Source organism: Piscinibacter sp., assembly GCF_050175855.1.
Taxonomy (GTDB): domain Bacteria; phylum Pseudomonadota; class Gammaproteobacteria; order Burkholderiales; family Burkholderiaceae_C; genus Piscinibacter.
The window spans coordinates 1-18,075 of record NZ_JBFXIO010000001.1; the positions used below are offsets into that span (position 1 = coordinate 1).

Genomic DNA, 18,075 nt, shown 5'->3' on the forward strand with positions numbered 1-18,075 from the left:
CCACGAAGCGCACCAATCTGCACGAAAAATATGGAGCGTCCGAAAGTGCTGGAAACGTAAGTGCTTGTCGTGCAACGGGTTTTCAGAGCAAAGCGCACCAATCTGCACGAAAAGTACGACTACCCCTTCTGGCAGGCGGCTCGACCGGAACCAATCGGGCTTCGAAAAGGCCTGCTCCCACAGAAGTACCCCTGTGGGCAATTTCACCTGCAGCAACAACCACCCCTCGTTGCTGCCACGCTCACCTCGCCGTGAGTGTCGGCATCGGTAGGTCGGTAGCCGGCCGCTGAGATGGCTTCGGCGAGACAAGTTCGATCGCTGGACACTGGATGAATCTCGACGCGATGCGCTGCCAGGTCGACCTGTACCTGCGCTCCCGGGTCTGCAGCTTCGACCGCTTTGGTGATCGCATCGACGCGATGACCGCAAGTCATGTCCTTGACTTCGAAGGCAAGCATGTGAGTCCTCTATCGCTGCTGTTGGCCAGATCAGTCTCAACCTTCCAACAATGGGAAGGTCAAGCCAAGTCAACGCAAGACTCGGAGGGAGCTTTGGATCGCCGAGGGCGTCACGAGGAGAAGCCCATTGCCACGCTCTTGCTTTTCGGCGGACTTCGCGTGTCCTGGGGCGATCCAGCTGATGTGGCATTGAAGCTGCTCCACCCGCTGAATTGAGGCGCAAGATGTGAATTTGGCTCACTGCCGCCCGGCGCCGCAACGCACTACGAGGTCTGACATGTACGGATTCACCACCACCTTGCTGGGCCTGTCGTTCGACGACGCCCTGGCCAAGACCACGGCCGCCCTCAAGGCCGGGGGATTCGGAGTCCTGAGCGACATCGACCTCCAGCGCGCGATGAAGGAGAAGCTCGGTGCCGAGATGCTGCCGTACCGCATCCTGGGAGCGTGCAATCCACCGCTGGCTCACCAGGCATTGCAGGCCGAACCGGACATCGGTCTGCTGCTGCCCTGCAACGTGATCGTCCGCGAGGAGGCGCCTGGTCGCGTCGTGGTCGGCTTCCTGGATCCACAGACGATGGTGGGTTTAGTGGGCAAGCCTGGCGTGAAGACGGTTGCCGATGAGGCGGAAAGTCGGCTAAGGCGCGTGTGCGAAGCCCTGGGCGGCGACGAGACCCGGGCGGTCTGAGGGCGCGCCGCTCGCCGCCGAAGGGAGAAAGGTGGTGGCGTTCTTCAGGAACTCGACCACGTGGGTGATCGACTACCGCTACGAAGGCCGGTCTCGTCGCTGGGTCAAGGTGTTCTCGGCGGGGCTCGAACCGACCTCGCAGGTTTGCGAGGAACTGCGAGCACTGCACGGCGATCGAGCGACGTTGGTCCAGGTGCGGGTCGCGACTGCCGAGGAGGAGTCGCAGTTCCTGCGCGGTGAGGGTCCCCGGAACGTCCTCTGCCCGACGGGGCGTTCAGCGGTTGGCGGGAACGGCTGACGATGCGGCTACCGGCTTGCGGGCAATGACCGTGGCAAAGGACTTCTTCAGCCCGCCCAGGGCCGCGAAGTCGTCCCATGTCGACGAGACGATCTCCCATGTCGAGAAGCGGCGGGTCAGCGCATCGCGCTCGAAGAGGCAGTAGCCCTGCGGGTCGAACATGTCCATGTAGGTCGTTCCTTCGACCAGCACATTGACGATCAGGGTGCCCCCAGGTAGCAGGTGCGAGTCGAGTTCCGCCAGCGCCCGTTCCGCAGTGGCACAGTCGAAGAACATCAGGAGTCCGATCGACACCACGGTGTCGAACAGTTCCGTCAGTCGATGGGTCCGCAGGTCCGCGACCTCGGCGCAGATCGGCAGCCGCTCGGCCTCGGCGATGCGGCGCAGGTGCCTCACGGCCACTTCGCTGCCATCGAGTGCATGGACCGTGCAGCCGGAACGTGCCGCCGCCAGCGACAGCGCTCCCAGGCCACAGCCGAAGTCGAGCACCCGGCCCCGCAGATGTGGCAGCGCCGACTGCTCGAACGGGTTCAGCCCGGTCGCGGCGCCCTGGACCTGACGTTCGAACTGCCGGTCGAAGAACTCGACGCTTCGACTCATGTCCGAGCTCGGGGCAGGTTCAGCTCACCAGCAGACGCGGAGCCGCGCTTGTCGCCGCGACACTGCCGACCACGGCAGCCTGCTCGAAGCCGTGGCGGCGGAAGATCGCCAGGACCTCGTCGACTGCCGACGGCGCGCAGGACGCCAACAACCCGCCGCTGGTCTGCGGATCGGTCAGCAGGGCCTGGTCTTCGGCGGCGAAGGAGGCAGGCAGCGCGACATCAGCGCCATAGCCTGCCCAGTTGCGGCCCGACGCCCCGGTGACGAAGCCCTGCGACGCCAGGGAACGCACCCCAGGCAGCAACGGGACGGCCGACCACTCCAGCCGCACCTCGCAACGCGCGCCGCGCGCCAGTTCCAGCGCATGGCCCGCCAAGCCAAAGCCCGTGACGTCGGTCAGTGCGTGCACGCCCTGCAATGCCGCGAGATCGTGGCCCGGCGTGTTCAGCTTCGTGGTGGTGGCGATCATCCGGGCATAGCCCTCGGCGCCGAGCTGTTCCTTCTTCAGCGCGGCGCTCATTACGCCCACGCCCAACGGCTTGCCCAGCACAAGCAAGTCACCTGGCAGCGCGTCGGCGTTGCGTTTGACGCGCTTGGGGTGGACCAAGCCCAGTGCGACGAGGCCGTAGATCGCCTCGACCGAATCGATCGTGTGGCCACCGGCGATCGGGATGCCCGCGGTGCGGCACACCGAGGCGCCGCCCTCCAGCACCCGCCCGATGGTCTGGGTGGAGAGCACGTTGATCGGCATGCCCACCAGGGCGAGCGCCAGGATCGGCCGGCCTCCCATCGCGTAGACGTCGCTGATGGCGTTGGTGGCAGCGATGCGCCCGAAGTCGAACGGGTCGTCGACGATGGGCATGAAGAAGTCCGTGGTCGCGATCAGCGCCTGCTCGTCGTTGAGCTGATAAACCGCCGCGTCGTCGGCGGTCTCGATGCCCACCAGCAGCTCCTTCGGGATGGGCATCGCGGCCGTGCCCTTTAGGATCTCGCTCAGCACCCCCGGGGCGATCTTGCAGCCGCAGCCACCGCCGTGAGACAGCGAAGTCAGGCGGGGCTCGGCCGGCATGGCGGCGAGGGCAGGGCTGGCGGGTGCATTCATGGCGGGGATCCGGTTGGGTGGCGCGCCATCAGCGAGCCGACGAGTTGGTGCAGCCCAGCCCGTTCGGCTGCGGGGGCGAACAGGGCCGCGCGTGGGGCGAGCTGCGCCCACAGCTGCGGGAGCATATCGGGATCGTCGCGGGCGCGGGCGATCAGGGCGGCCAGCGCGGCGTCGTCGCCGACATCGAAGACACCGCCGTAGCCGCTGCCGAGCAGGCCCAGGTTGCCGTCGATGCGTGACGCCAGCACCGGCGTGCCGCTGCGGATGGCCTCGATGATCACGTGCGCGCCGCCTTCCATGCGGCTGGCGTGGACCAGCACGTGGGCAGCCTGGATGCGGCGGCGCACCGTGGCATGCGGCAGGCCCCCGAGCCACTGAAACTGGGGCAGGCGCGCTGCCAGCGCGGTGGCTTCGGCGCCGAGCGCCGGGTCCAGCGCGTCGCCGATGTGATCCAGGCGGATGTCCGTCCGCACGGCGAGGCGCTCGGCAGCGCGCCAGTACGTCCGCGGGTCCTTCTCCTCGCGAAGATGGCCGACCATCAGTGCGCGCAGATGGCGTGGCGTGCGGGTCATCGGCAGGCGTGCCGTGCAGGATTGCAGCACCACGTGGGCCTTGCCGCGCAGTGCCTCGGGCAGTGGGTCGGCACCCCGCTCGTTCAGCACCACCAGGGCATCGGCCAGCGTCAGCGAATGCCGGGCCTGGGCATCGGTGTCGATGTCGCGGTACAGGTCGGTGCCGGTGAGCACCAATGTCAGCGGGCGGTCTGGGTGTGCTGCATGCCATGCTTCGACGGACGCGGCGGATCGCCGTGCGTGCAGCGCGATCATCATTGCCTCGTCCCCGTGGGCCCAGCGATCCGTGAGGCGGACACGGTAAGCTGGCTGCAAGAGGCGGGCCCAGCGTTGGGCCGTCTGCCAATTGCCGTTGTTGGCCGCAGCCAGTGCCGGCGTCACGATGACCAGGGGTTCTCGATGCACGATGCAAGCCTACCGCGGATGGCCCGGGCGGCCCGCCAGGGCTCGGCCGCCGCCCTGGCCGAGGCGCTGAGGGCCAGCCGTGCCGACACGCTGGCGACGTTCACCGCCTACGAGCGGGCCCTGCCGGGCTGCTCGGTGCCACTGCGCGCCGAACTCAACCCGCCGCTGTGGGAACTGGGGCACGTCGGCTGGTTCCAGGACTTCTGGATCGCACGCAATCCGCAGCGGGCGCTCGGTGAGCGCGCGGACCCCGACGTGCCCCGGCGCGCGGCATTTCGGGCCAATGCCGATGCGTTCTACAACTCCAGCCGCGTGCCTCACGACAGCCGCTGGCAGCTGCCGCTGCCCGGCGCCGACGCCACACGAGACGACATGGCGCGGCAGCTCGAGGAAACGCTGGCGCTGCTGCGCGAGGCGGGGGCCGGTGACCCGGATCTGTACTTCTTCCGTCTGGCGCTGCTGCACGAGGACATGCACCACGAGGCTGCGCTGTACATGGCCCGCAGCCTGGGCATAGCCTTCGAGGATCCGCGCTGGCAGGCCCGACCCTTGCCCCCGCCGGGCGCGCCGCTGGCGTTCGCCGCATGCACTTGGCGGCTGGGCGGGCAGGCCGGCAACGGGTTCGCGTTCGACAACGAGTTGCCGGGCCGCACGGTCGCACTGGGACCGTTCGAGATCGACCGCCAGGCCGTGCGCTGGGCCGAATTCCTGCCCTTCGTGGAGGCCGGCGGCTATGACGATCCGCGCTGGTGGACCGAAGACGGCGCGCGGTGGCGCGCCGTGCAGCCGGTGGCCAGCCCCCGCTACACGCGTCGCAGTTCTTCCGGGTGGGCGCTCTGGCGCGATGGCCGCTGGGGCACGCTCGATCTGCAGCAGGCCGCCAGCCATCTCACGCTGCACGAGGCGCAGGCCTGGTGCCGCTGGGCAGGGCGGCGGCTGCCCAGCGAGGCCGAGTGGGAACGCGCCGCCTGCCAAGCACCGGAGGACCTCCGCTGGGGCGACGTCTGGGAATGGACCGCCAGCCCGTTCGCGCCCTTCGACGGATTCGAGCCGCATCCCTACCGCGACTACTCCGCGCCCTGGTTCGATGGGCGCCCGGTGCTGCGCGGCGCTTCGCATTGCACGCAGCCGCGTATGCGCCACCCGCGCTACCGCAACTTCTTTCCCGCCCACCGCAACGATGTGCCGGCGGGCTTCCGCACCTGCGCACCGTAACTCAACCGCTGGCCAGGAACAGGCCGAACCAGTCGCGCGCATCGGTCCACAACTGCGGCGCGCCAAAGCCGGCCTCGCGCAGGAGATCGCCGAAGCCATCCTTCGTCCACTTGTAGGAGTTCTCGGTGTGGATGCGCTCGCCGGCGGCAAAGCGCCGTTCGCCACCGGGCCATTCAACGACCTGGGCCTTGCGGGCCTCCAGATGCATCTCGATGCGCGACTCGACGCGGTTGAACAGCGCGACGTGCCGCCACTGGCGCACATCGAAGTTCGCGCCGAGGAGGGTGTTCAGGTGGCGCAGCAGGTTGAGGTTGAAGGCCGCCGTCACGCCCAGGGCGTCGTCGTAGGCCGCTTCGAGCACCGCGGTCGCCTTGACCAGGTCCACCCCGATCAGCAGCGCACCGCCCGCGGACAGGTCGCGCACCTGGCGCAGCAGCGCCAGCGCCCCTGATCGGTCGAAGTTGCCGATGCTCGAACCCGGGTAGAAGACCAGGGCCTGCGGTCCGACCAGGTCGGGCGGCATGGCCAGGCGGCTGGAGAAGTCCAGACCGACGCCGACCAGGTCCAGCGCCGGGTGTTCGCGCTGCAGGTGAGCCAGCGCCGCGGCCACGTAGTTCGCCGAGATGTCGACTGCGATGTAGCGTCGCGGCGCCAGCAGCGGAAACAGGCCCACACCCTTGGCACAGTTGCCGGCACCGAGGTCCACGATCACGGGGTGGTCGCCGGTGCAACGGCGAACGGCCTGCGCGATCGCCGGGCCGCTTGCCGCCAGGATCGCCGCTTCCGTGCGCGTCGGGTAGTACTCGGTGAGCTCGGTGATGGCGTCGAACAGGCGCGAACCCTGTGCGTCGTAGAAGAACTTTGGCGACACGGCGGCCTGCGGTCGCAGCAGGCCCGAGGCGGCCTCGGCGGCCAGGTCGGTGCCGCTGGTGTCATGCAACTGCAGCAATCGGGGAGTCGGCATCGTGCGCGCGCCAGCGGCGGGCCTTTGTCTCGGTCCTGCCACTCTACCGGGGCCGAGCCGCTAGAGTGCACAGCCATCCCGCCCCTTTTCCGTTGCGCAGGTGCCCCATGATCAGCTTCTCGCCCTCCCGGACCCTCCGCTCGCTACTCACCTGTGCCGTGATGGCCTGGTGCGGCATCAGCCACGCGCAGCAGGTGCTCCGCGTCACGGCCATTCCGGACGAATCGCCGACCGAACTCGCGCGCAAGGCGGCGCCGCTGATGAAGTACCTGGAGTCCAAACTGGGCGTCAAGGTCGAATACACGCCCGTCACCGACTACGCCGCGGCGGTGGAGACCCTGGTCAACCGCAAGGTCGACCTCGCCTGGTTCGGCGGCTTCACCTTCGTCCAGGCCCACGTGCGTTCGGGCGGCAAGGTGATCCCGCTGGTGCAGCGCGAAGAGGACACGCGCTTCCGCTCGGTGTTCATCACCACCGACCCCGGCATCCGGACGCTGGCAGACCTGAAGGGCAAGGACGTGAGCTTCGGCTCGGCCAGCAGCACCTCGGGCCACCTGATGCCGCGCAGCTTCCTGCTGCAGGCCGGGCTCGACCCCGACAAGGACTTCAAGCGCGTGGCCTTCAGCGGAGCGCATGACGCCACCATCGCCGCCGTGGCCGCCGGCAAGGTGCAGGCCGGTGCGCTCAACGTGTCGGTGTGGGAGAAGTTCGTGGCCGATGGCAAGGTCGACACGACCAAGGTGCGCGTGTTCTTCACCACGCCCACCTACTACGACTACAACTGGACGGTGCATGCCGACATGCCCGCTGCACTGCGCGAGAAGTTGACGCAGGCGTTGCTGGCCCTGTCGCGCGACACAGCCGAGGGCAAGGAGATCCTGGAACTCCAGCGCGCCACCCGATTCGTGCCGGCGCAAGCCGACCAGTACAAGGGCATCGAGGCCGCGGCGCGCAGCGCCGGTCTGCTCTGACCGCTGCGTCGTGAAGCTGGAACTCGCCGGGCTTGCCGCCCGACATGCCACCGCGCGACGGAACGCGCCGGACGCGCTGCTGAACCTGGGTTTCCGTGTCGAGTCAGGCGAGGCGGTGGCGGTGATCGGTCCCTCCGGCGCCGGCAAGACGACCCTGCTCGAGGTGCTGGCCTGCGCCCGCCCGCCGTCGCGGGGCGTGCTGAAGATCGATGGCGCGGATCCCAGGCGCCTGCACCGGCGCCTGCTGCGTGCCTTGCGGGGCCGGCTCATCCTGGTGCCCCAGGTGCCACCACTGCCACCACGCCAGCGCGTGGTCACCGCTGTGCTGGCCGGTCGGCTGCCATCGTGGAACCTGTGGACCAGCCTGCGCTCGCTGTTCTATCCGGTGGACATCGGCGCGGCCGACGAGGCGCTGGAGGTGTTCGAACTCGCCGACAAGTTGTTCGACCGCGTCGACCGGCTCTCCGGCGGCGAACGCCAGCGTGTCGGCCTGGCGCGCGCGCTGGTGTCGCCAGCCCGCCTGTGGCTGGTCGACGAGCCGCTCTCGGCGCTGGACCCGGCGCGGGCGCAGCGCGCCGCTGCATCACTGGTGCGCGAGGCCGGCGCACGCGGGGTCACGCTCGTGGCGTCCCTGCACCAGGTGGATGCTGCGCTGGCGCACTTTCCGCGCATCCTCGGCCTGCGCGAAGGGCAGCTGCTGTTCGACCTGCCTGCGGCCCAGGTCACACCGGAGCTGCTGGCCGCCCTGTACGCGCAGCACGAGGACGAACTGTGCGGCGAAGCGCCGCCTGTCGACGAGCCTCCCGCACCGGCGCCGCCGGTCGTGATGCAGTGCCGATGAGTACCGCGTTCGTCGCGCAACGCCAGGCGGCACAGCGCGACCCGGCCTGGCCGGGACGCTTGGGCTGGCTGCTGGCCGCAGTGGTGCTGCTGTGGCCGCTGCTCGTGACCACCGAGTTCAAACCCTGGGTGCTGCTGGACCCGCAGGCACTGCGCGTCACCGGTCACTTCATCTCCAGCTTCGTACCGCCGGCGCATTCGCTCGAGTTCCTGTCGCTGGTGGCGCGCGAGACCTGGCGCACGGTGGCCATCGCCACCGCGGGCATTACGCTGGGCCTGCTGCTGGCCGTGCCGCTCACGCTGGTGGCCACGCGGGCGTTGTCGATGTCGGCGCTGACCGGTCGCATGGCCCCGCTGCCCCTGGCGCTGCGGCAGGCCGTGCGCATGCTGCTCATTGGGCTGCGCAGCGTGCCGGAGTTGGTCTGGGCACTGGTCTTCGTGCGGGTGGTCGGCCTGGGCCCGGCTGCCGGGGTGCTGGCCATCGCGCTCACCTACGGCGGCATGCTGGGCAAGGTGTACGCGGAGATCCTGGAAAGCGGTGACGCGCAGGTCACGCAGACGCTGCTGCGCAACGGCGCCTCACGCCTGCAGGCCTTTGCCTACGGGCTGCTGCCGCAGAACGCGGCCGAGCTGACCAGCTACACCGTGTACCGCTGGGAATGCGCGATCCGCAGTTCGGTGGTGCTCGGCTTCGTGGGTGCGGGCGGGCTCGGGCAGTTGATGGACGGCTCGTTGAAGATGTTCGCCGGCGGCGAGGTGCTGGCCATGCTCATCGTGTTCGTGGCGCTGGTGGCGCTGGCCGACCGGCTGAGTGCGGTGCTGCGCCGCGCGCTGGGCTGAGCGTTCGAGAGGCCATCCGATGCGCCCGCCCGCCGCCAACCGCCCCTACCGGCTGCCGCCGCCGCTCTTCGATGCACGCTGCCGCGCCTGCCGGCTGACAGCAGGCGTGCTGTTGCTCGTGGTGGCGAGCTTCGCTTCGCTCGACATGCATTGGGGCGATTTCCTGTCGGTGGCCGCGCTGGCCAGCATGGGGCGCTTCCTGGGCGAATTCGCCCCGCCCGAACTCAGCGCAGGCTTCGTGCGCAGCGTGGTCGACGCCGCCTGGGAAACACTGGCCATGTCGGCGCTGGGCACGCTGCTGGCCGCTGCGGCCGGCGTGCTGCTGGCGCTGCCTGCCAGCCGGCTGCACGACCAGGACCGGGCGCCCGGCCGCGCGCCGGCCCGCCTGCTGCTCAACGCGCTGCGTGCCGTGCCCGAGCTGGTGTGGGCGGCGCTGCTGCTGATCGCGGCCGGCCTGGGCCCCTTCGCCGGGACGCTGGCGCTGGCGGTGCACACCACCGGCGTGCTGGGCCGGCTGTTCGCCGAGGCCATCGAGAACGCCGCGCCGGGCCCGGCCGCCGCGCTGCGGACGCAAGGCTGCGGCACGGCACGCGTGTTCCTCTACGCCACCTTGCCCCAGGTGCTGCCGCAGCTGATGAGCTACTCGCTCTATCGCTGGGAGAACAACATCCGCGCAGCCGCCGTGCTGGGCGTCGTGGGCGCGGGCGGCCTGGGCCAGATGCTGTCGTTCCACATGGGCTTGTTCCAGATGCACAAGACCGCCACCGTGCTGCTGGCCATGCTGCTGCTGGTGGCCCTGGTGGATGGCGCCAGCTTCGCGTGGCGCCGCTGGCTCACCCGCTAGGGCACATACTGTGGCCGGTCCATTTGATGGGAGCGCCAGCATGGATGCCGAGTCTTTCGATGCCATCGTCGTTGGCGCCGGTCAGGCGGGCCCGGCTATCGCGGCACGCTGCAGCCGCGAGGGCCTGAAGACCGCCGTGATCGAACGCCACCACTTCGGCGGCACCTGCGTCAACGTGGGCTGCGTGCCGACGAAGACGCTGGTGGCCAGCGCGCGCGCCGTCCGGCTTGCGCAGCGCGGCGCCGACTTCGGCTTCGACATCACCGGCCTGCGCGTCGACATGGCCCGCGTGATGGCCCGCAAGGACGCGATCGTCGCGAAGTCGCGGGACGGCGTGGAGACCTGGATGCGCGGGCTGAAGGGCACGGACGTCATCGTCGGCGATGCCCGGTTCGTCGGCCCGGCCACGCTCGAGGCAGCAGGGCGCCGATTGACCGCGCCGCGCATCTTCCTCAACGTCGGCGGACGCGCGGTACGGCCCGCGTTGCCCGGCATCGAGACGGTGCCGACCCTGGACAACGTGTCGGTGATGCAGCTGGACTCCGTGCCGGAGCATCTCGTCGTTGTGGGCGGCAGCTACATCGGTCTGGAGTTTGCGCACCTGATGCGCCGCCTGGGTGCCGCCGTCACGGTGGTGGAGCGCTCCGCGCGCCTGCTTCCGCGGGAGGACCCCGACGTGTCCGACGGCATCCGTTCGATCCTGGAGGCCGAAGGCGTGCGCTTCGAACTGGGCGCTGAGTGCCTGTCGCTCGCCCGGGCGGGCGAGGGCATCGTCGTCGGCGCAGCCTGCGGTGGCGGTGACGGCATTCTCGGAAGCCACGTGCTGCTGGCCGTCGGCCGCCAGCCCAACACCGACGGGCTGGGCCTGGAACTGGCCGGCATCCGCACCGATGCGCGCGGGTACATCGAGGTCGACGACCAGTGTCGCACCAGCGCCGAAGGCGTCTGGGCCGTGGGCGACTGCAACGGACGCGGCGCATTCACGCACACCTCGTGGAACGACCACGAGATCGTGGTCGCGAACCTGTTCGATGGCGATCCACGCCGCATCGGCGACCGCATCCCCTGCTATGCACTCTTCATCGATCCGGCTCTGGGGCGCGTCGGCATGACCGAGACCGAAGCGCTGGCCAGTGGCAAGCGTGTGCTGCGCGCCAAGATGCCGATGCAGCGCGTGGGCCGAGCGCGCGAGGCGGGTGAAACCTCGGGCTTCATGAAGGTGCTGGTCGATGCCGACACGCAGCGCATCCTGGGCGCGGCCATCCTCGGGATGAACGGGGACGAGGTGGTGCACGGGCTGCTGGACATCATGGCGGCCGACCAGCCGTACACCGTGATCTCGCGGGCCGTGCACATCCACCCGACCGTGAGCGAACTGGTGCCGACCTTGCTGCAGCAATTGAAGCCGGTCTGATCTGAATTCACCCCGGCGAAGCGGGATTCAAGATCGCAAGCGAAACCTGCATGGTTCGCCGCGGCAGATGCAGCGGAAGAGCCTTGGCTTGAGCGCTTCGGATGGGAACTCCAAGTCCCCGAAGCGGACGCGCCGTTGATGCCGGCAGTGTGTTCACCCCCGGCGTCTTGGCGCAGGTTTCCTACTTGGCTCCCGCCTGCCCTACCTGAGCAGCTTGCAGGATGCTCAGCAACGGCGCGTATCCGGCCTCCTGCAAGGCCTGTCCGCGCGCCACGTACAGATCCGCCGACCCCTTGACACCGTGACCTTCGAGCAACCGGTTCATGAAGTTGAAGAGGCAGACCGTGAGGACGGCGTCATGCAGGTCGCGCTCCGTCCAACCCGCAGCGACGATGGCGTCCACATGGCGCTGCGTGGCCTTGGCCGGGGCGAGGGTCAGCACCTTGGCGTAGGCCAGGATCGGCTTGAGTTTCGGGTCGACCGGTGCGCTGTCGATGTCGTCCAGCAGCGCGACGATGAGCGATTCCCCCACCCCATAGGCCTTGGCCGTTTCCGTGTGCACGCCGAAGCAGTATTGGCAGGCATTGAGGCCGGAGACGTAGGCCGCGATCAATTCCTTTTCCTTCGCCGTGAGCTGCGTGTCGGCGCGCAACACGGCGGTGTGGAACTCGATCAGCGCGCGGCCGGCGGCAGGGTTGAGCGTGAGGATGTGCCGCACGCCTGCATCGTCGGGCAAAGAAGAGATGAACGGCATGAGTCCTCCATGTGACGCGAACACGCGACCCCACGAGGTCGCCCTGATGGGATGAGCCGATCAGCCGCCCCCGCGTTGCGTGGCGAGGTCGAATCGGCGTTGCACCTCGTGCCGACGTTCTGCCGACAGGCCCGCGTACTGAAAGCGCACCTGCAGGCGCGGAATCTCGAGCAAGGCGATGCGGCGTGCGGCCAGCGGCTGCCAGACCAACCGGAGCATGCCGTCAGGGAACACACCACGGACCTCATTTGAAGCGGAGTCCGTCTCGATGTCCGCACCGGGCAGCGCGGCGGGCAGCGCTCGCAGCAGATCCGCCACGGTGCATCCCATGGTCTGCTCGAATTCCTCGGGGACGAATTCCGGCGTCATCTCAGGATGGTCGTGGCGGTCTGTGCCGCGGAGTGGTCAATCGACCTTGTAGGCCGAGAACACGGCATCCACCGGTGTGGCGAAGGCGTGGTTGCTGTAGTTGCTGAGCGTCTTCACGGCGATGGCCAGGACGATGTAGAGCACGTCCTTCTCCTGGAAGCCGGCGCCGAGGAACGCCTGCACAGTATCGGCGGCGGGACGCCCCTGGGTCTTGACCATCTCGGCCGTCAGTGCGTACAGGGCCGCGAGCCTGGCGTCGGGAATCGGCTGGCCGGCACGAACGGCCTGCAGCACAGGCCCCGGTACACCTGACTTCTTGTCGGCGATCATGCTGTGCGCGGCCGTGCAATAGGTGCAGCCATTGACCTGGCTGACGGCCAGGAACACCACCTCCTGCTCGGCGGGCTTCAGTCCCGACTCCGAACGGAACAGCGCGTAGCCGTGCAGGTAGGTGCTCAGCACGGCCGGCGCGTTGACCATGTTGGCGTACATGTTCGGCAGGAACCCCACCGCCTTGACGGCCTGGTCGAGGATGGCCTTCTGGGCATCGTTGGCGGTGGCGGGGTCGACGGCGTGCAGGGTGTGCAGGATGGGTTTGGCAGACATGGCGGTTCCTTTGGGCGTGGGTGAGCTGAGAAAGCCGTTCATCCTAGGAATGGCCGGGGTCGACGTGGATACTGTCCGTCGCGGACTGATGACCCGGCGTCTCGCCGGGCCCGTCGGGCGGTTGACTCGTCGATTCGGTCAGGCCTGCGGCGCCGCTTCCGCCTCGACATTGCGCAGCCAATGTGTCGGGGCTTTGCCGGTCTTGCGGATGAAGGCCCGGGTGAACGCGCTGGCACTGCCATAGCCCACGTCCAGGGCCACGTGTTTCAAGGGCCGTCCGGCTCGCAGCAGCCCCTGAGCCAGGGTGACGCGCCACGTCGCCAGGTAGTCCGCGGGTGTGTCCCCGATGACCTCGCGGAAGTGCACCGCGAACCGGGCCCGAGACATCCCCGCGAGTTGGGCCATGTCCGACAGCTCCCAGGCGCGCATGGCGTCCTCGTGGACCGCCACCAGGGCCTTGGCCAGACGCGGGTCTGCAAGCCCGGCCAGGGTGCCGCCCTGGGTCAGTCCGCGATCCAGGCAGTGGCGCAGCAGGCGGATCAGCAGCAGTTCACACAGGCGGTCCAGCGCGGCCTGGCGCCCGCACTGCTCGGTGAAGGCTTCGTCGTACAGCAGGTCCAGCAGGGCCTGCGCACCGGGAAGATCGCGCAGCGGCACCAGAACCATCGGCGGCAGCGAGTCCGTGATCGGGTTGCGTCCACCGCCACCAAACTGGATCGATGCGCACACCACGTCGGCACCGTCCCGGTCGTTGGCGATCAGGCGGTGGGCGTCCGGCCGGGGCAGGAACAGCAGGGTCGGTTCGGTGATGGTCAAGGTGCCTTCGATGCCGCCGGTCAGCGTCACCGGTCCGCGCTTGATCAGGTGGACGTGGCCACGCTGCGTGTCGCGTTCGAAGTGGTGGATGCCGCAGATCTGGCCGGTATAGAAGACCCCGGCGCTCAGCGAGAAGCGTTGCAGCAGCAGGGAGAGGCGGTCCATGGCGAGTGCGAAACGTTTGGTCAACAGGATGGTACTTGAGGACGCCGAACGTTTCATCGGAGGGCCCAAAGTTCACCGCAACGCCGGCAGCAACCCACACCGGCGTGAACCCCCAACCACCTCGATGAAGGACCTTCGTCATGACACCCTCCACGACCCGACCGCGCCGGCGGTTTCTCGCCAACCTGATCGTTGCCGCCAGTGCGGTCACGCTGTTGAACAGCCCCGCACTGGCCTATGACGAGAACTCGACCAGTGCCGTGAACGTCGACGCCAGCGGCCTCGCACTCAAGGGCCACGACCCGGTGGCCTACTTCAACGCCGCGAAGCCGACGCCAGGCCTTGCCCAGTTCAGCGCACAACACCAGGGCGCGACCTATCGGTTCGCGACCGCCGCCAACCGCGATGCCTTCATCGCCAACCCGGGCAAGTACGCGCCGGCCTACGGCGGCTTCTGCGCGATGGGCGTGGCGCTGGAGAAGAAGCTCGACGTCGATCCGCAGGCCTGGCGGGTGGTGGACGGCAGGCTGTACCTGAACGTCAACAAGGACGTGCAGAAGCGCTGGCTCGACGATGTGCCCGGCAACCTGGCCACGGCCGACAAGAACTGGCCGCGCCTGAAGGACCGGGTGCCGAAGACGCTCTGAGTGCCTGTCCGGAACCTCAGGAGCTTTCCCGCCACCGTTGCCGGACGTTTGCCACGAACCCGTCCCGGTCGGCGCGCATGTTGCGCACGACGGCTGCTGGCGCATCGGTCTGCTCGTGACGAGCGGACCAGATGACGAGCTCGACCAGGACAGGCGCCAGGTCGATGCCCTTGGAGGACAGGCGATAGATGAAGCGACGCGCGTCCTGCGGGTCGCGCCGCTTCTCGACGATGTTCGCATCCTCCAGCTTGCGAAGCCGGTCAGCCAGGATGTTGGATGCGATGCCTTCGCCTCCCGTCAGGAAGTCGTTGAAGGTCCGTCGTTCCTTGAACATCAGGTCGCGCACGACCAGCAGCGACCAGGCGTCGCCAAGAAGTTCGAGCGCAATGCTGATCGGGCAACCCGATCGTCGTTGACGAGATGCAGGGGGAGGGGCCATGGGCGAGCATCGATGATCGCATATCACTTGCCATTTGCAAGTGATTGACTACACTGACGCACCCTTTGCCAAGCAACCCGCGCCGGCTGCGCCTGCAGGAGGTCAACGTCATGCGCAAGTCCTTCTGGTTGTCGGTCCTGGCCTACCTGGTACCGACCTTCCCACTCGGCTACTTCTGGCATCTGGTCACGTTCGCGGATCGATACCATCGGCTCGAGATGTACCGGGACGATGTGATCATCCCGTTGGGCTTGGCCTCGATGGTGATCCAGGCGCTGGTCTTCGCCTGGGCCTATCCGCGACTGTTTCCCTCCACGCGCATGCCATGGCAGCGCGGGGCCTTCGGTTTCGCGTGCATCTTCGGCGTCATGGCCTGGTCGTTCGCGGTGCTGCCGGTCGCGGCCAAGTACCGCATGACCTCGGTGCAGGACTTCATGGTGCTGGAGACTGCCTTCACGGTGTTGCAGTTCGCCGTCGTCTCTCCGCTGATTGCGCTGGCCCACCGGCTCGGCGAGGGCAAGTCGGCGGCGGCCGTGTCGGCCTGATCGGGCGACGCTGATGCCCTACGACCCTCAGCTGGCAGAACGGATGCGCACAGCGCTGCAGGCACGCGCTGGCGTGGTCGAGAAGAAGATGTTTGGCGGCTACTGCTGGATGCTCCGCGGCAACATGCTGTGTGGCGTCGAGGTCGGACGCTTCATGTTCCGTGTCGGCAAGGATCAGGAGGCCGAAGCGCTGTCGCGGCCCGGCGCCAGCCCCATGGACATCACCGGCAGGCCGATGAAGGGCTTCGTGTGGGTGGATGCCTCCCAGGCCGTGGGCGAAGGGCTCGAATCGTGGATTGACATGGCGGCGCGCTACATCGACGGGCTTGAGCCGAAGTAGAGCTTCGGCTGTCACGGGCGGCGGTGCGCACATGACGTTCGCATCGTCGAGCTTGTCGGCGATGAGCCGGAGCGAATCGAGACACGGAAGGAAGCACAGCATCGGCTCGCCGACGGCGGCCGTGCAGTCGCGGCTGACGTTTGGGCCGTTGTTCCCAACTTCGTGACCATGAGGTGGCCGCACCCGTCGACCGATTGATCGCAGGGCGGAATGGCTGCAACGGGCCTGACAGTCCACGGCGATACGCCGAACCGAGGATCGCCAACCCCACATGCCTGCACCGCGAGCCTTCAGGTGCGTGGGCGTCACGCATTGCCCGAACCGACCGACCAATGAAGACGGAAGGGCGCAAACGAACTCAGGCGGCCCGCCGGACCCACCACTGACCCAGGAGTCATCATGAACAGGTTCATTGCCACCACGCTGCTGTCGGTAGTTGCCTCGACCGTCCTCGCCAGCCCTGCTTCTGCCTCGGACGACACCGGCTACCAGTCCTATCGCCGAGTGGTGCTCGGCGATTCGGCGCTTGCGCCTGCCGGGCAGGCCACGACCGCCAGTCTGGACGCCGGAGGAAATCCGGGCGCCTATGCCCGCTACCTCATCCACCTGGGGCTGTCCGAACGCGATGCCATGGCACGTGCGGCAGGTGTCGATGGAGCGGAGTCGTCGGCAGTTCGCCGCACGTCCGAAGCTCTGATTGCGCTCGACTCCCGCGAGCTCTACGAAAGGGCCGTGCTCGGCCACACGATCAGCGAGTTGCTGGCCCGTCGATCCGACGGCGACCGTCGTGTCGTGCGAGCCGAAGATCGGCGGCAGTAGATGCTGCGTCGGCGAGCCGCCCGAGGCGAGGCGAAACGCCTCGGGCCGGTGCCGACGGCGAGTCGGCTCTTGCTGGCTATCGAGCCAGCGCTTCGTCCAGAAATGCCGCAAGCGCCTGCTTAGGCAGGCTGCCGGCACGAGCGGCGACGACCTGACCGTCCATGACGACCATCAGCGTCGGGACACTTCGAATGCCAACTTCGCCAGCGATGACGGAGAACTCGTCGACGTCGACCTTGATGACCTTGAGCTTGCCGGCGCGCTCATCCGCGAAGTCCTCGAGGACCGGGGCGAACGCCTTGCATGGGCCGCACCAGGTCGCCGAGAAGTCGACCAGGACCGGTGTTCCCTCGGTGCCGAGCACGGCGCGGGCATGGTCGAGGCTGGTGGGTTCGATGACGTGGGACATGTCGATACCTTGATGGAATGGTGGGACTCGGTCCAAGTCCAGATAGGGCCTGGAAGGCCTGCTGCAAGATGCCGAGCGTCACCGAGCGTCTCGGGGTTGTTGCCATTCGTCTCGCGCTGGCGTCCGCAGAGATGGCGCCAACGCCACGATGGCTTGTTCGTTGCCTGTGCCCTTGGACGTGGCGCCTTCCAACTGCATGGGCCGGGTGATGCAAGCCCCGGCCGCAAATCGTCGAGTTGGCCCATGCGAGCCGACCGCGCAAGGCGGTCGACAGTGGGCGTCCAGACCGGGTCAGCCGATGTCAGGTCCGACACCGGAGTCGACGGTTCCGGCACGGCCTATTGCGCAGACGTGGTGGGTCGCGCGGCCAAGGTCGCGGCCGAGTTCGCCCGAATGCGCTGAGTTTGCAGCGGGTCGGGGCCGGCCTCCCCGTAGGACAGGCGCTCGCCCCGCGCGATCGCAGCGAGCACTTCGGCCCGCGCGTCGGCGCGCGTGCGCGTCGAGGCGATCTTCTCGAATTCCGGGGCGTAGCTGGCCTCGCCCTGCGAGGGGCGCCAGCCGCCCGCGAGAGCGGCCTGCAGTTCGGCGCGCACCTCGGCGCGGGTACGCATCGAGACGAAGTTGTCGAACTCCGGAGCGCGCGTGGCTTCCTGCGCGAACGACGTGAGCGTGGCGAGCGCCAGGGCAGCGGCTGTGATGAACGTCTTCATGGTGGTGTCCTTCGGTTGTGCGTCTGGGCCACCTTGGCCCGTGCCGGCATTGCGGTCTGCAGTGCTGACAAACTCTTGGACGTACCTCGATCGGAAAACGTGACTGTGAACGCGCGCGCCAGATCGCCCGCGCTCGGGTCGCGGCGCCAGGGCAATTTGGCGTGCAAGACGTGACGGCCTGTCACGGATCGGCGATCTCCTGCGTCGAATACGAGCAGTCGTCTGGGCGGATGGCTGCTCAACCG

The 18,075-nt window shown here is 68.2% G+C and carries 26 protein-coding genes; 13 read left to right on the forward strand and 13 right to left on the reverse strand.

Features of this window, described 5'->3' with window-relative positions; all coding sequences use genetic code 11:
* The coding region (locus AB7U92_RS00005) for a hypothetical protein (RefSeq protein ID WP_428573458.1) at window positions 1–219 on the reverse strand (219 nt) is incomplete at its 3' end.
* Complete coding sequence (locus AB7U92_RS00010; protein ID WP_428573628.1) at window positions 204–434, reverse strand: heavy-metal-associated domain-containing protein; 231 nt, start codon at window positions 432–434, stop codon at window positions 204–206. The genes AB7U92_RS00010 and AB7U92_RS00005, both read right to left, overlap by 16 nt.
* On the opposite strand from AB7U92_RS00010, the gene AB7U92_RS00015 reads away from it, so the two are divergent.
* From AB7U92_RS00015 to AB7U92_RS00025, 3 genes are all read left to right on the forward strand, one after another.
* Window positions 330–674, forward strand: a complete 345-nt coding sequence (locus tag AB7U92_RS00015; RefSeq protein WP_428573636.1) for a hypothetical protein — start codon at window positions 330–332, stop codon at window positions 672–674. The two genes, AB7U92_RS00010 and AB7U92_RS00015, sit on opposite strands and share 105 nt — an antisense overlap.
* A gap of 61 nt (window positions 675–735) precedes the next feature.
* On the forward strand, window positions 736–1,146 hold the full coding sequence (locus AB7U92_RS00020; RefSeq protein WP_428573460.1) for a DUF302 domain-containing protein: 411 nt from the start codon (window positions 736–738) through the stop codon (window positions 1,144–1,146).
* A 34-nt stretch (window positions 1,147–1,180) separates the two neighbouring features.
* Window positions 1,181–1,444 (forward strand): hypothetical protein, encoded by a 264-nt coding sequence (locus tag AB7U92_RS00025; protein ID WP_428573462.1) that lies wholly within the window; start codon window positions 1,181–1,183, stop codon window positions 1,442–1,444.
* Here the strand turns inward: AB7U92_RS00025 and AB7U92_RS00030 are convergent.
* The 3 genes from AB7U92_RS00030 to senB are packed head-to-tail and all read right to left on the reverse strand — an operon-like array spanning window position 1,421 to window position 4,099.
* On the reverse strand, window positions 1,421–2,044 hold the full coding sequence (locus AB7U92_RS00030) for an SAM-dependent methyltransferase (RefSeq protein WP_428573465.1): 624 nt from the start codon (window positions 2,042–2,044) through the stop codon (window positions 1,421–1,423). The genes AB7U92_RS00025 and AB7U92_RS00030 overlap by 24 nt on opposite strands.
* Window positions 2,045–2,063: 19 nt before the next feature.
* A complete protein-coding gene (selD, locus tag AB7U92_RS00035; protein WP_428573467.1) occupies window positions 2,064–3,146 on the reverse strand; it encodes a selenide, water dikinase SelD in 1,083 nt (360 codons plus the stop codon).
* Window positions 3,143–4,099: a selenoneine biosynthesis selenosugar synthase SenB gene (gene senB, locus AB7U92_RS00040; RefSeq protein WP_428573469.1), complete on the reverse strand. Its 957-nt coding sequence runs from the start codon at window positions 4,097–4,099 to the stop codon at window positions 3,143–3,145. The genes selD and senB overlap by 4 nt, the downstream gene beginning before the upstream one ends.
* Window positions 4,100–4,141: 42 nt before the next feature.
* On the opposite strand from senB, the gene senA reads away from it, so the two are divergent.
* Window positions 4,142–5,338, forward strand: coding sequence for a selenoneine synthase SenA (senA, locus tag AB7U92_RS00045; protein ID WP_428573471.1), 1,197 nt, complete (start codon window positions 4,142–4,144; stop codon window positions 5,336–5,338).
* 1 nt (window position 5,339) lies between these two features.
* On the opposite strand, the gene egtD is transcribed toward senA, so the two are convergent.
* Window positions 5,340–6,302 carry an L-histidine N(alpha)-methyltransferase gene (gene egtD / locus AB7U92_RS00050; RefSeq protein ID WP_428573473.1) on the reverse strand — a complete coding sequence of 321 codons (963 nt, stop codon included), beginning with the start codon at window positions 6,300–6,302 and terminating at the stop codon, window positions 5,340–5,342.
* Between the two features lie 107 nt (window positions 6,303–6,409).
* On the opposite strand from egtD, the gene AB7U92_RS00055 reads away from it, so the two are divergent.
* The 5 genes from AB7U92_RS00055 to AB7U92_RS00075 are packed head-to-tail and all read left to right on the forward strand — an operon-like array spanning window position 6,410 to window position 11,211.
* The gene (locus tag AB7U92_RS00055; RefSeq protein WP_428573475.1) at window positions 6,410–7,273 is read left to right on the forward strand and encodes a putative selenate ABC transporter substrate-binding protein; all 864 of its coding nucleotides are present in this window, start codon (window positions 6,410–6,412) and stop codon (window positions 7,271–7,273) included.
* Between the two features lie 10 nt (window positions 7,274–7,283).
* Window positions 7,284–8,114 carry a phosphonate ABC transporter ATP-binding protein gene (locus AB7U92_RS00060; protein WP_428573477.1) on the forward strand — a complete coding sequence of 277 codons (831 nt, stop codon included), beginning with the start codon at window positions 7,284–7,286 and terminating at the stop codon, window positions 8,112–8,114.
* Window positions 8,111–8,953: a PhnE/PtxC family ABC transporter permease gene (locus tag AB7U92_RS00065; RefSeq protein WP_428573479.1), complete on the forward strand. Its 843-nt coding sequence runs from the start codon at window positions 8,111–8,113 to the stop codon at window positions 8,951–8,953. The genes AB7U92_RS00060 and AB7U92_RS00065 overlap by 4 nt, the downstream gene beginning before the upstream one ends.
* 19 nt (window positions 8,954–8,972) lie before the next feature.
* A complete protein-coding gene (gene phnE / locus AB7U92_RS00070) occupies window positions 8,973–9,797 on the forward strand; it encodes a phosphonate ABC transporter, permease protein PhnE (RefSeq protein ID WP_428573481.1) in 825 nt (274 codons plus the stop codon).
* Between the two features lie 40 nt (window positions 9,798–9,837).
* Window positions 9,838–11,211, forward strand: a complete 1,374-nt coding sequence (locus AB7U92_RS00075; protein ID WP_428573483.1) for an FAD-containing oxidoreductase — start codon at window positions 9,838–9,840, stop codon at window positions 11,209–11,211.
* Between the two features lie 181 nt (window positions 11,212–11,392).
* Here AB7U92_RS00075 and AB7U92_RS00080 read toward each other — a convergent pair whose 3' ends face one another.
* The 4 genes from AB7U92_RS00080 to AB7U92_RS00095 form a co-directional block, all read right to left on the reverse strand.
* Window positions 11,393–11,965, reverse strand: coding sequence for a carboxymuconolactone decarboxylase family protein (locus tag AB7U92_RS00080; RefSeq protein ID WP_428573485.1), 573 nt, complete (start codon window positions 11,963–11,965; stop codon window positions 11,393–11,395).
* 60 nt (window positions 11,966–12,025) lie between these two features.
* Complete coding sequence (locus tag AB7U92_RS00085) at window positions 12,026–12,334, reverse strand: hypothetical protein (RefSeq protein ID WP_428573488.1); 309 nt, start codon at window positions 12,332–12,334, stop codon at window positions 12,026–12,028.
* Window positions 12,335–12,370: 36 nt separating this feature from the next.
* Window positions 12,371–12,940, reverse strand: coding sequence for a carboxymuconolactone decarboxylase family protein (locus AB7U92_RS00090; RefSeq protein ID WP_428573490.1), 570 nt, complete (start codon window positions 12,938–12,940; stop codon window positions 12,371–12,373).
* Window positions 12,941–13,078: 138 nt separating this feature from the next.
* Window positions 13,079–13,978: a helix-turn-helix domain-containing protein gene (locus tag AB7U92_RS00095; protein WP_428573492.1), complete on the reverse strand. Its 900-nt coding sequence runs from the start codon at window positions 13,976–13,978 to the stop codon at window positions 13,079–13,081.
* An 83-nt stretch (window positions 13,979–14,061) separates the two neighbouring features.
* On the opposite strand from AB7U92_RS00095, the gene AB7U92_RS00100 reads away from it, so the two are divergent.
* The gene (locus AB7U92_RS00100; protein ID WP_428573494.1) at window positions 14,062–14,568 is read left to right on the forward strand and encodes a YHS domain-containing (seleno)protein; all 507 of its coding nucleotides are present in this window, start codon (window positions 14,062–14,064) and stop codon (window positions 14,566–14,568) included.
* Between the two features lie 16 nt (window positions 14,569–14,584).
* On the opposite strand, the gene AB7U92_RS00105 is transcribed toward AB7U92_RS00100, so the two are convergent.
* Window positions 14,585–15,007, reverse strand: a complete 423-nt coding sequence (locus AB7U92_RS00105) for a winged helix-turn-helix transcriptional regulator (protein ID WP_428573496.1) — start codon at window positions 15,005–15,007, stop codon at window positions 14,585–14,587.
* 110 nt (window positions 15,008–15,117) lie between these two features.
* Here AB7U92_RS00105 and AB7U92_RS00110 point away from each other — a divergent pair, with 110 nt between their 5' ends.
* From AB7U92_RS00110 to AB7U92_RS00120, 3 genes are all read left to right on the forward strand, one after another.
* Window positions 15,118–15,552, forward strand: coding sequence for a hypothetical protein (locus AB7U92_RS00110; protein WP_428573498.1), 435 nt, complete (start codon window positions 15,118–15,120; stop codon window positions 15,550–15,552).
* A 13-nt stretch (window positions 15,553–15,565) separates the two neighbouring features.
* A complete protein-coding gene (locus tag AB7U92_RS00115) occupies window positions 15,566–15,892 on the forward strand; it encodes a TfoX/Sxy family protein (RefSeq protein ID WP_428573500.1) in 327 nt (108 codons plus the stop codon).
* A 399-nt stretch (window positions 15,893–16,291) separates the two neighbouring features.
* Entirely contained in the window at window positions 16,292–16,711 is a 420-nt protein-coding gene (locus AB7U92_RS00120) for a hypothetical protein (RefSeq protein WP_428573502.1), read from the forward strand.
* Window positions 16,712–16,787: 76 nt separating this feature from the next.
* On the opposite strand, the gene trxA is transcribed toward AB7U92_RS00120, so the two are convergent.
* Window positions 16,788–17,120, reverse strand: a complete 333-nt coding sequence (trxA, locus tag AB7U92_RS00125; protein ID WP_428573504.1) for a thioredoxin — start codon at window positions 17,118–17,120, stop codon at window positions 16,788–16,790.
* A gap of 338 nt (window positions 17,121–17,458) precedes the next feature.
* Window positions 17,459–17,830 carry a DUF4148 domain-containing protein gene (locus AB7U92_RS00130; protein ID WP_428573506.1) on the reverse strand — a complete coding sequence of 124 codons (372 nt, stop codon included), beginning with the start codon at window positions 17,828–17,830 and terminating at the stop codon, window positions 17,459–17,461.
* Window positions 17,831–18,075: the final 245 nt, after the last annotated feature.